Origin of the sequence: Fodinisporobacter ferrooxydans (assembly GCF_022818495.1) — a bacterium.
In the GTDB taxonomy this organism is placed as follows: domain Bacteria; phylum Bacillota; class Bacilli; order Tumebacillales; family MYW30-H2; genus Fodinisporobacter; species Fodinisporobacter ferrooxydans.
This window is the reverse complement of record NZ_CP089291.1, coordinates 2,068,623-2,081,175: the sequence shown is the minus strand read 5'-3', so window position 1 is coordinate 2,081,175 and position 12,553 is coordinate 2,068,623. Positions and strand designations below refer to the sequence as shown.

Here is a 12,553-nt window from a genome sequence, read left to right as displayed (position 1 = left end):
TCTTACACCTTTTGTGATACTTTTTCGCCAAACAGTCCATATGGCTTAAAGATTAGGAAAAGTACCAAGATTACGAATGCAAACGCATCCCGATACGCGCCGGAAATATATGCTGCGCCAAACGTTTCGATTAAGCCGATGGAAATTCCCCCGATAATCGCACCTTTCACACTGCTAAAGCCCCCGACAATGGAAGCTGCAAACGCTTTTAGCGCAATCAAGGAACCCATCGTCGTTGTCACCATAAAAACGGGAGCGATCAAGATCCCGGCAAGTCCGCCAAGTGATGCGCTAATCATCCATGTAAGTGTTGTCATTAATGTAACGCGAATTCCCATAAGTCTTGCCGTGCTTGGATCTTGCGCCGTTGCCTGCATTTGTCTGCCGATCATGGTCTTTTCGAAAAACCACATCAGCAATGCAACCATGATGATCGTCACAACCAGAATTAAAATGTACTGTGGATATACATGAACGCCTGCAATGTTAATCGTATCGACCGCAAACAGCCCTGGTAATTTTTGCGGATAGGGACCGTAAACCAGCAAAAACAAATGCTCCAGGAAAATCGATCCGCCAACTGTACTAATCATAATCGGCAAAAATGCCCGTTTGCGATTCTTCAGAGGTTGAAACGTACCAAGCTGAAATACGAAGCCAAAAATTCCGATCAACAAGATACCAATAATAAGTGCGATGAGCCACGGCACATGTAATCCAACAACCAGTGTGACCATAAAATAAGCGGCAATCATGGCAAAATCGCCCTGTGCAAAGTTCACCACATTTACGGACACATATACGAGTACATATCCGAGAGCGACCAATGCGTATATACTGCCAACAGCCAAGCCGCTGACGAAAAGCTGCGCGATCATATCAAAGTTGGACATTTGGACCCCCTCTTTCCATTGATGACACTTCGTTTTAGAGGATGCTCAAAAAGTAGTCAAAACTCCACTGCGGATTGCTTACCCACTTTTTGAACACGCACTTTTAAGAAACGGCCTTGCGAAATCTTCTTCCACAAGGCCGTATGGATACATCCAAAATTAATTGGTAAAACTAACCGTCTTGATCGGAACCACTTTGCCGCCTTTTATTTCAACAACCGTATAGGAGTGTAAACCATCGCCGTTTTTGTCAAAGTTGTATTCTCCCTCTGCACCTTGATAATGCTGTGTATCCAAAATCGCCTGGCGAAGCTTGTTCGGATCTGTACCGACTTTTTTCATCGCGTTTGCCAGGATATTGATCGCATCATACGGATAGGAGCTATAGTTGTCCGGATTATTGCCGTATTTGGCTTTATAAGCGGCCGTAAATTTTTTCGCGGCGTCGTTGCCATTCGTCACGAAGTCGGCCACACCGTAGACGCCTTCCAGTTGCTGTTTCGCCAGCTTAATCGTCACTTGGTCAATGATCGAAGGCGAGCCGGCCACTTTGATGTTGAGTCCCAACTGGCGCAGCTGCCGGATCATTTGTGCGGCATCTTCCGAGTTTGTCATGTATGTTCCCAGCACATCCGCACCGGATTTCTTGATATTTTCCAGATATGCAGTATAGTCTTTGGTTGCTGTTGTGTATCCTTGATCGGAAACCACTGTGGCTCCCATCTGTTTCAAATCCTGGTCGAGCAATTTGCCGCCGGCCGAACCGAATGCATCTGTATCATGCAAAATCGCCACTTTTTTGCCTTTTAAATCTTGAGTGATATAGGAAGCCAGCGCCTTTGAAGAATAATTGTCATTCGGACGAGCACGGAATACCCACTTATCGCCCGCATGTGTCAAGCCGGGGTTTGTACCGCCGATCATCACGGGGATTTGCGTCTTTTTCACATAAGTATCGGTCGCTTGCACAATCGTGCTGCGGATCGAGCCAACGACAGCTACGATGCTCGGATCAGAAACAAGTTTTTGGAAGGAAGCAACGCCACCCTGGTTTGTTCCTTGATCATCTTCTGTGACAAGCTTTAGTTTCTTGCCGTTGATGCCGCCGGCTGCGTTGATTTCATCAACGGCAAGTTGAGCACCGTTTAATTTTTCTTTTCCGCTTAATGCAGCAGGACCTGTCATATCCGCCATAAGGCCAATCTTGATTTCTCCGCCGGAGCTTGCACTCGATCCTGAACCGCTGCTCTTGGCTGTTGATCCATTTGCCGGTGCTGCTTGCGATCCACATCCGGTAACGCCAGCCAGCAAAGCTCCAATTGTTAAAACTGCCCCCGCCTGTTTGATAAATTTCTTCATAATGAAACCCCCCTTTTTGATTTTCGCTGCTAAATTGGTGCAGAAAAGAATGAATGGGAAACATTTCAGTCTGATTTAAAGCAGATTCAAACCAGTGATGAAATCACCTCCTTGCAGAAATCAAGCGACAGAATGCAAGATTCATTTCGGTAAGCGCTTACAGGTAATGTACTTCTAATGCGAATCCTTCAAAAAGGAATTACGAGAGGATCTTTCCAGGATTGAGTATTCTTTTGGGGTCCAGCGATCCTTTAATCAATTTCATCACAGCAACTGCTTCTGCTCCATGTTCTTCGCTCAGATACTGCTTCTTGCCCATTCCAACGCCATGCTCTCCCGTACATGTACCACCGCATCCAAGCGCATATCTTACGATTTCTTCATGGGCAATTTCTGCATTCTCTACTTCATGCATGTCGTTGGGGTCGATCAAAATGGATGCGTGATAATTTCCATCGCCTACGTGTCCCAAAAGCCCCGCTACCAATTGATAGGAACTGAGGATTTGTCGCGCTTGTACCAAAGCACCCGGTAATTGGGACAGCGGTACACAAACATCTGTGGACATCAGTCGTTTGCCGGGAGCCTTTGCGAGAATGGCCATCGCCACTTGATGACGGGCTTCCCACAATTGTGCCCGCGCTTTGCTGTCTTTTTCAAACTGGATATTGACACAACCTTCACTCTGTAAAATTTCTTTTACCAGGCTGCTCTCTTCATCCACGCTTGCTTTATGCCCGCTAAATTCGAGAAAGAGCGTGGGAAGAGGTTCGTAGGCAGTTCCCTTGTATTGGTTGACAGCATCGATCGTAAAATCATCGACCAATTCTACTTTTCCAATGGCAACACCGGAACTGATAATAGCCGTCGCTGCTTGTGTTGCAGTACCGATATCAGGAAAAACAGCGCGCGCGGCAATCGTTGTTTCAGGAATCCCGTATACTTTCAGGGTAATTTCCGTAAATACCCCCAATGTTCCCTCAGAACCGACAAACAATCCGGTCAGATTGTATCCGGCTGAAGACTTCATCGACATGCCGCCCGTATGGATGACTGTCCCATCAGCCAATACCACTTCCAAGCCTTTCACCTGATCACGCATCACACCATACCGAACTGCGTTTGTACCGCTTGCATTGGTAGCAGCCATGCCGCCGATCGTCGCATCAGCACCCGGATCGACAGGGAAAAACAATCCATATGCTTGCAGTGCTTTGTTTAACTGATTGCGTGTAACACCCGGCTGTGCTTTTACGAGAAAATCCTCCGGCCGAATCTCAATGATTTGATTCATGAGTGTCATATCGATAGTGATGCCGCCTTGTGCAGGGATGATGTGCCCTTCCAAACTGGAGCCGACGCCAAAGGGTATGACAGGTATGGCACGTTCATTGGCAAATTGCAGAATTTTGCTGACTTCTTGCTTGTCTTGCGGATAAACGACAACATCGGGAAGCTTCGGCAAATGATAGCTTACATCTTGCCCGTGTTGTTCGCGGATTGTAAGATTTGTCGATATTCTGCTCGGATCCGTAATAATTTCAAGAAGCTCTTGGGCTAACTCCACGATTCTCCACTCTTTTCTAAAGAGAATGATTTACAGGTGGACGCCGCTTTTGAAAAGGAACGCCACCTGCTAAAAAACTCCGGCAAACCCTAGCGTCGTTGTCTATGGTTTTACAAAGACCGTTTTGATTGCAGTGAAAAACTCAATCGCTGCCTGGCCTTGCTCTCTTGAATGTGAACTGGACTGCTTCATGCCCCCGAATGGTGCCTGCAATTCTACGCCGGCGCTTTCTGCATTGATTCGCACAAGGCCGGCATCCATGTCCTGAATGAACGCAAGCATATTGCCGATGTTTTTTGTGAATATCGAAGCGCTGAGACCATATTCCACATCATTGGCAATTTCCAATGCTTCTTCCAACGTTTCAACTTTCATGAGCGCGAGGACGGGTCCGAATATTTCCTCCTGTGCAATCGACATGCTGCCGGTCACATCTTCAAACACGGTCGGCTGCACATAGTATCCGCTTGCCAGATCTTCCGCATCTGGCTTGCCACCGCCGGCAATCAGCGTCGCACCTTCCGCAATGCCTTTTTCTATGTAGGAAAGCACAGTTTTTAATTGGTTTGCATTGGCACACGGCCCCATCCAGGTCTCGCCTTGCAATCCATCGCCAACTTTTAATGCTTCTACTTTTTCTATTAATTTTTCTTTAAATGCATCATAGATTCCGCTTTGTACGATCACGCGGCTGGTCGCTGTACATTTTTGTCCGGTAGAACGAAGTCCGCCGCTGATGGTCGCTTCTACGGCCTGGTCAAGATCCGCATCATTTGCAACAATCACCGGGTTTTTTCCGCCCATTTCCAACTGATACTTGGCGCCGCGGGCAAGACACGTCTGTCCGATCTGTTTTCCGACAGTATTCGAGCCTGTAAATGTAACTCCATTGATGCTTGGATGTTCGGCAATCCCTTGCCCGATCACAGATCCGCTGCCGCAGACCAAATTCACGACACCTGCAGGCAAGCCGGCTGCATCCATGCACTCGACAATTTTTGCAGCCGTCACCCCTGTTTCAGAAGCAGGCTTAAATACGATCGAATTCCCATAAATCAAAGCAGGAGCCATTTTCCAAATGGGAATCGCCACCGGAAAATTCCATGGTGTAATAACACCGACAACCCCAAGTGGAACACGTGTCGTAAACATAAGCGCTTCACTGTCGCTCGACGGAATGACATCGCCGACTTTGCGCATGCCTTCGCCGGCATAATAGCGAAGAATGTTGATCCCGCGCAACGTTTCACCTTTTGCTTCGCCAAATGTTTTTCCCATTTCCCGGGTCATCGTTGCGGCGATCTCATCGAGACGTTTTTCCATTTCACTGGCGATTTTATACAAATATTCGCCGCGGACAGCGCCTGATAATTTTCTCCATGCAGGCTGTGCCTCCTTGGCCGCTGCAACAGCGCGATTCAAATCATCGCTCGTGGAATTTTGCAAATACCCCACAACTTCCTTGGTATTCGCAGGATTGATGCTGGCAATTGGTTCTTGCGAAGAAGCAGTCACCCATTCGCCGTTGATATAATTGCCATAGATTTGTACTTGTGTTTCTGTTGCCATCGATCGAAGTCCACCTTTCTTAGAATGTCGGCCCAATGCGCCACAAGCCAAAATCGTGTTGTTTTAAAATTTCCGCTTTTGTCAACTTGCCGGAAGCTACAGATCCAATCTCGGCAAAAATACGCTTGCCTACGGAATCGATCGTTTCTACACCCTCAATGATCGTCCCGGCGTTAAGATCCATGTTATCCCGCATCCGTTCAAACATTCCCGAGTTTGTGGCAATCTTGATGACAGGTGCGATTGGGGAGCCTGTCGGTGTGCCGCGACCGCTTGTAAATAAAACGACTTGCGCGCCACCGGCCACCATGCCTGTCAATTGCTCGATATCATGTCCGGGAGTATCCATCGAGACAAGACCTTTCTTCGTCGGAACTTGACCATAATCGATCAGTTCTTGCAATGGCCGACTGCCTGCTTTGGCCGCTGCCCCCAGGGATTTTTCCTCCAGAGAGCTTAAACCGCCCTTGATGTTTCCCGGGCTTGGATTGCCTGTACGAATATCCACACCCATGAGGATGGCGCGATTTTCCATCGCCTGGATCACTTCATATACCCGCTTTGCCACTTTGTCGTCAACTGCACGATTTGCAAGCAAATGTTCCGCACCGATCAATTCGGTTGTCTCAGCCAAAATCGCTGTCCCGCCATGATCGACGATCATATCGCTTACGACGCCAACCGCCGGATTGGCCGACAGACCTGAGCAGGCATCAGACCCTCCGCACTCGGTACCAACGATCAATTCGCTGAAGTCGCACAGTTCACGCATCATTGCAGAAGCATCCTGAACCATCTGTGCAGCGATTTTTGCACCTTGTGCAATCGTCATCAATGTCCCGCCATGATCCTGAATGGAGACCACTTCCACAGGCTTGCCCGTCTTGGCGATTTCACCCGCGATGCTTCTGGCCTGGTGTGTTTCACAGCCAAGTCCCATGACAATCACGCCATAGACATTCGGATTGGCCCCTAAACCAACATAGGTGCGGAATGTCTGTTCATAGTCGACGCCGACTTGTGCACAGCCATGTTGATGGATAAAGGAAACCGTTCCCTGTACCAATTCCGTGATTTGTTTTGCTGCCTGTGTCGCGCAAGTGATGGTGGGGAGAATCAATACATGATTGCGCACGCCAACTCGTCCGTCCGGCCGTCGATATCCCCAAAATTTACCCATTGACAACTTTATCGCCCCTTCCCCTTTTCCCCTCCAAGTTATGAACATGCACATGTTCTCCGGCATCGATATCGCGAACGGCAGCGCCGATCACTTCGCCGTATTTCAAGATATCCTCACCTTTTTGAATCGGAACAACTGCAAACTTATGGCCAAATTCGATTGTATCTTTCAAATTCACTTCGAATGTGTGCTCCTGGCATGTCACTGCAACATGTGTACCTGCAGGAATCGAATTTGATAAGACAACGGCAACTTTATCAATTGGCTTCATCATGACAACACGATAGGTAGATTCCATTGATCCTTTTCCCTTCCTTTCATAACCATATCCCTTGACACTGTCTGCAACCATAGTTCTCAATTGATTTAATTACATTCGAATTGATGCATTATGAAACACTTGCCGTCTGCTTGACTCGTTGCCGGATCGGATTCGAAAGAACGCCGATTTCCGAAATTTCAATTTCCACTTGATCGCCATCCTGCAATGTAAATTCATTGGGCGGTACGATGCAAGTACCCGTCAATAGCACTGTACCGTCAAAGATGATATTATCCCGGATCAAATAGGAGACAAGTTCATCATACTTGCGTTTTAATTGGGAAGTATTCGCTGTTCCCTCTACCATTTTCTCGCCGTTTCTATGAATCTTGCAAGTAATTTGCAGGGAATAGGGATCCTGTACCGTTTCCGCCAAACGAATCACCGGTCCGATGGAACAGGAATTTTTCCAGATTTTCGCTTGTGGCAAATAGAGCGGATTTTCCCCTTCAATATCACGGCAGCTTAAATCATTGCCCGCTGTATAACCGAGGATCTTCCCTTCCTTATTCAGTACAAGCCCAAGCTCGGGTTCCGGGATCTGCCAGTTGGAGTCACTGCGGATATAAAGCTCTCCGTCAGGCCCAATCGTCCGTGCTGCCGTTGATTTCATGAACAGTTCCGGGCGTTCTGCATCATAGACTTTATCATAAAAAGTTTTCGCATCGAGCTTGCCGCCGGTTGCTTCATAATTCCTTGCATCTCTGCTTCTCTCATACGTGACACCAGCGGCCCAAACTTCCGGCGCTTCAATCGGTACGAGCAATTGCAGCTGTTCCAGCGAAGTTTCTAAAGGGGACGTATTTTGAATCGATTGTTGAACGAGTGTCAAAGGTGTTACTCCTTGCTTTTCCGCTTCTTCCACCAAATGTAAAAAATCCCGATACGCCAATGGAAACATGTGATTCTGATCATTCATAGCCGCGAGAGTAATGTTACCGTTTTCATCAATATAACGAAAAATGCGCATACATAGTATCCCCTTTGTTTTATATTATAAAACTCTGTTTTTGTATATAATTTTGGCGGGGCGCCTTTATACAACGATATTTATTATATAGTATCAAGGAGTTTTTCTATTCATTACAACTTGTTCCGATTGTTCCGAATCATTGTTTTATATTATAAAACTTAGTTTTTATTGTTATTTATTATATATCACAAAAAAAAATTGCCGTAAAGAGAGAAAATTTTAAATCGATTGTACTTTTCCTAAAATGTAAACTTTCTTATTCTTACCTGCGAGTATGCAAACCAAACCCCATTTGACGCGATATTTGCTGTGCTGTTTCCTGCAAAAGCGCAAGCAATTGGTCAAACTGTTCATCATCCAACCCGGAAATCGGCGTAGAAATGCTGATCGCTGCAACCGCCTGTCCGGAATAGTTGCGGATGGGCACAGCCACACAGCGAACTCCCGGCTCATTTTCCTGGTCATCAATGGCATATTCCTGTCTGCGAACTTGCTCTAATTCGCGCAGAAAGTCTTCCCGATTTAGAATTGTATTTTCCGTTCGCTTTCCAAATACGTATCCATCCAAAATGCGTTCTATATCCGCAGCAGGCGAAAATGCGACCAACGCTTTGCCGACAGCACTGGAATGAATGGGAACCCGGCGGCCGATTCGCGAATAGGCAATAATCCCGGAACTGCCTTCCACTTTATCGATATATACACCTTCCTTGCCGTCGAGAATCACCAAGTGAACAGTCTGACCGGTTTTAAAAGATAGTTCCATCAAGTGTTTTCTGGCCGTTGTCCGCAAATCCAATCCGTTGATGACCAAATTGCCTCGTTCAAAAAGCTTGAGTCCCAATTTGTATTTGCCGTTTTCCGGATTCTGTTCAATGTAGCCACGTACTTGCAGCGTTTTTAGCAACGAGTGGATCGTACTCTTATGCAATTGCATACGCTCACTAATATCTGTAATTTTCAATTCTGTTTCGTACTCATCAAATAGATCCAATATTTGGAGTGCACGGTCTACAGCCTGAATGATCGGCAAGTCACTCACCCTTTTTCGAAAAATCAATCCTCGCAATATTTACAGTTGTAACATAAATCGGTGAAAAAATCACCGATTTATGCCAACTATTTCAATATTACAGAGTGAGCGATACAAGAAATTGCACATCCGTTTTGTAATCCAACTCCGCTTCTTCCGCAACCTGCTCCGGAACGACGCCGTTCGCCGCATCCGTGTGTCCTTTCATGCGATTGCCGGCAGCCACAAACCGTTGCCGCTTCCGCATCCGCTCCAACCGTTCCTGCACAAAATCTTGCCGTTGCTGTCGGGTGGACGCAAAGTCAAACACCAAGTTTCCTTGTACAAATTCTGCCGCATCGATATATTGAATCTGATCTTCCCGCAAATTCAAGTACAGCAGATCACCTGTTTGCAGATAGAGAATTCCGCCGTCTTCCATCGCTTCCGGCGTCATATGACCGACAGCAGCACCATACGTGACACCGGAATACCTGCCGTCGCTAATCAGTGTTGCCAAACGCTTCAACAAGCGATTGGCGTTAATATGCTGCATGGGTGTAAACATTTCCGGCATGCCGAAAGCGACAGGACCCTGACCGGCAATGACGACAGCAAGCTTTAATGCGCCGATTTGTACCATATGATCGAATAAAGAGTCATAAGGCGCTGTCTCCCAGTGCGGCTCATAGATCGGATGATTGTGCTTCAGCATCGCAAGGAGATGCTGCCTGCTAAAACATTGCCGGTTTTTCAGCTTTTCCAGCAAATCGGTGTCCAGAAGGCCCGTATTGGCATCATCTTCATTCTCATAATAGAGAACACCTGCGACTTTTTTATCGAATTCATCCAGTTGCTTTGTCGTCATGCCGCTGATTTTTACGACTGCGCTTTCAAAAAAATTGCCTGTCAATACATCGACACCGCTGAATGGACGACGGGGCTTGGAAAGAATCACCGGATTTTCCTTTACGCCAGCTGCGGATAACGATCCTTTCTCCTGCAATCGATCGCGCCAGGATGTTCCCGTCACAGTCGGCGCATCCAGATCCATCGGCACGCCGTTTTCCATCAACTCGTGGAATAGCGTCTCCATCCCGCGAATATGTCCGCTGCAGCATTGCATCGCCAATGCAAAAATATCCCGACCCTCCGTCAAACTATAATCGAACAAATCAGGGATCGGATGTTCATGATGAATCCGGTTTAATTCCCACACGTCAAATTTGAAGCCTCCATATAACATGGCGGCAACCAAATGCATCATGAGATTTGTCGAACCGCCGGACGCACTGTGAATCCGAATGGCATTTCGAATATTGGCTCCGACAATATTGGCTGCACCAAAGACCGGATTGTTGATCATCACAGCTAAACTGTCCACCGCCTGATTGATCTGCCGTCCCGTTGGCGGGTCTGCCAGTAATTCCAGCGCCGGGTGTACCAATCCTAATCCGGCAACCAAATGACGGGAACTATTTCCCGTACCGTTAAACGCGCAAATGCCGCCTTTTCCGTCACACGTATTGACTGCCAGCCGCCTTTCAAAATCTTTGTGTTCAACAGGTGTAAGAATCCCTTTTTCCACCGCTCGCATGAGCACACCTTGAAAAGCCGTATTGGAAGAGCATTGTAAAATATAGGAGAGTGTATCGCGCAAGTCTTCCGCAACGTCAGATGCACCCATTTGTTCTGCCCGTTTCGCCACATCTTCCAGTGCGCCGAACAAATCCTCCGGAATGGTGCCGCCCTTGAGTACATGTGCGGGCGCAAAGGTGGCAAAGAAAGGCGCTTCCCCCCGCAGTCTGCGGAGTCTGTCAATATGCGCCAGAGCACTGACGACACCCAAAGGCTGTTTGTCACATCCTTGTATGACAAATGCCCCGTGATAACTGTGTGCTTCCAGTTGATTGACAACCATTTGCGCCACTGCATTCCGGCTTTGCAGGGAATAGCTCATACCCATATTGTTCTGTGCTGTCCCGTCGCACAATACCGGCGTGGAAAAATAAAAGGGAATCCCGCCATTTTGCCAAATCCGGACGGCTGCAATGGCAGATGTTTGAAAATCCATGATATGCGCCGGATGATCGGGGGAACCGCCAATAATCGCAATCCGCGGCGCATTGATTTCCAGGCGGTTATAAATCTCCTCCAACGTCCAGTCAGGTGCCGGACCCTCATATTGCCTGCCGAGAATCTGCTTGGCACGGTCCAGAAATGCGGCAACCGTTATCGGCTCATTCGCTTTCCCCTGAACGTTATCCCGATATGGGTTGATCGGATTGTCAATCGGCGGATACGCATATTTCGTTCGTGTTTCTTTTTCAACGTTTGAAATCGTCATGCCAGTCACTCCCTAATTGGAAAAGTCCATTGCGAAAGGTTCGGACAACAGCTCGACATCGTCGCGTTCCTGCGCTTCTTGCATAAGACTTTCCGAGATCCAGATTTCCCGGACCTCCAGCGTATTTTTTATCCGGACCAGCCGCACATCTTCCGGACGCACCAGATTTGCTCCTTTAATCGCTGCCTTGACAGCCAATTCTCCCGTTTCAAAAAACATCGGCAGCTTTACCACATCATACACAGTGCTTGTCAGTGCATTGGCAAATCCTTTTTCCCAATCGATCGCTTCAAACACCCGGCGCGTCGTCACATCCGCAAGCCCAAGGCCATTGCAGTTGCCATGGGTTTTCTCCGTCAACCCGAGGACAGCGATCCGATTGACGGCAAGCCCGCCGCTGGCATAGGGAGTCGCATACCGCCCCGTAATATTCGGATCCATGCCATCACCGGAGATGTCTTTGCCGATTTCGTCGACGACCAATACATCCAACGGATCAAACAGGATCTTTGGCATCAGCGCTTTTGCTTGGAGCAACAATGCGGGTTCATCCTCCATCAGTTTTTCCGCAGGTATTGCCACGATTTTCGCCGGGCGATCAAAAGCATTTTCAATGGTTCCAAGCCCAAAAATAATCGGCAGCTTGCTGATGACCATGTTCGCCATTGCCGGTACATGCTCCGCCATATATTTAAAACTGTAGGCATGAGCAGCCTCGGCTCCTTTTTGCTTGCCAAGACCAATGGTGATCATTTTCATTAAACCGCTTTCAACAGGGCCGCGAAACGCCGTATGCGGTTTGATCCGGTTAATGACAATAATTTTATCGGCTCCATAAGCATGTTTGTCGATATAGACAGGAAGACCATTGGACAGTCGTCCCACTTCCGCCACTTCCATGCCGGAATGAATCGGCGCTTCAATAAACGATTCCGTCACACCCAACTGGTGAAGGACATCAAGCTGTCCTTCACCAGTTGCACCTCCGTGACTTCCCATCGCCGGCACGACAAAAGGTTCTCCCCCCACCGACTTGACCGCACGAACCACTTCTCGCGTCAAAATCGGAATATCTGCAATCCCTCTGCTGCCAACCGCAATCGCTACCCGATCTCCCGGCTGAATGCGCGATAATACACCTGCCTCGCCAATTGCTGTTTGCACGGCTGCCGCTACATCGGCAATTTCCGGTGCGTAAAACGACTGCCGTACTTTGACCATGCGCGGAACCGGTACATGCTTCAGCAAATCACCAAGAACGTTCATTGTGATCCCCCTATATTCTATTGTTTTATATTATAAAACGATGTTCCGTTTAAAAATGATAG

General features: G+C 47.7%; 10 protein-coding genes. All 10 read right to left on the bottom strand.

What is annotated here, in order from left to right:
- Positions 1–2 precede the first annotated feature (2 nt).
- Entirely contained in the window at positions 3–893 is an 891-nt protein-coding gene (locus tag LSG31_RS10025) for a branched-chain amino acid ABC transporter permease (protein ID WP_347439122.1), read from the bottom strand.
- A gap of 159 nt (positions 894–1,052) precedes the next feature.
- Complete coding sequence (locus LSG31_RS10020) at positions 1,053–2,252, bottom strand: ABC transporter substrate-binding protein (protein ID WP_347439121.1); 1,200 nt, start codon at positions 2,250–2,252, stop codon at positions 1,053–1,055.
- 199 nt (positions 2,253–2,451) lie between these two features.
- Positions 2,452–3,819, bottom strand: coding sequence for an FAD-binding oxidoreductase (locus LSG31_RS10015; RefSeq protein ID WP_347439120.1), 1,368 nt, complete (start codon positions 3,817–3,819; stop codon positions 2,452–2,454).
- Positions 3,820–3,921: 102 nt separating this feature from the next.
- The gene (gene gucD, locus LSG31_RS10010) at positions 3,922–5,388 is read right to left on the bottom strand and encodes an alpha-ketoglutaric semialdehyde dehydrogenase GucD (protein ID WP_347439119.1); all 1,467 of its coding nucleotides are present in this window, start codon (positions 5,386–5,388) and stop codon (positions 3,922–3,924) included.
- Between the two features lie 19 nt (positions 5,389–5,407).
- A complete protein-coding gene (locus LSG31_RS10005; protein WP_347439483.1) occupies positions 5,408–6,568 on the bottom strand; it encodes a UxaA family hydrolase in 1,161 nt (386 codons plus the stop codon).
- A complete protein-coding gene (locus LSG31_RS10000) occupies positions 6,561–6,869 on the bottom strand; it encodes a UxaA family hydrolase (protein ID WP_347439118.1) in 309 nt (102 codons plus the stop codon). Before LSG31_RS10000 ends, LSG31_RS10005 begins: the two co-directional genes overlap by 8 nt.
- 91 nt (positions 6,870–6,960) lie before the next feature.
- Entirely contained in the window at positions 6,961–7,863 is a 903-nt protein-coding gene (locus LSG31_RS09995) for a fumarylacetoacetate hydrolase family protein (RefSeq protein WP_347439117.1), read from the bottom strand.
- A 265-nt stretch (positions 7,864–8,128) separates the two neighbouring features.
- Complete coding sequence (locus tag LSG31_RS09990; RefSeq protein ID WP_347439116.1) at positions 8,129–8,899, bottom strand: IclR family transcriptional regulator; 771 nt, start codon at positions 8,897–8,899, stop codon at positions 8,129–8,131.
- A gap of 97 nt (positions 8,900–8,996) precedes the next feature.
- Positions 8,997–11,225 carry a dihydroxy-acid dehydratase domain-containing protein gene (locus LSG31_RS09985; RefSeq protein WP_347439115.1) on the bottom strand — a complete coding sequence of 743 codons (2,229 nt, stop codon included), beginning with the start codon at positions 11,223–11,225 and terminating at the stop codon, positions 8,997–8,999.
- A gap of 12 nt (positions 11,226–11,237) precedes the next feature.
- Entirely contained in the window at positions 11,238–12,491 is a 1,254-nt protein-coding gene (locus LSG31_RS09980) for a nickel pincer cofactor-dependent isomerase, group 22 (protein WP_347439114.1), read from the bottom strand.
- Between the last annotated feature and the right edge of the window lie 62 nt (positions 12,492–12,553).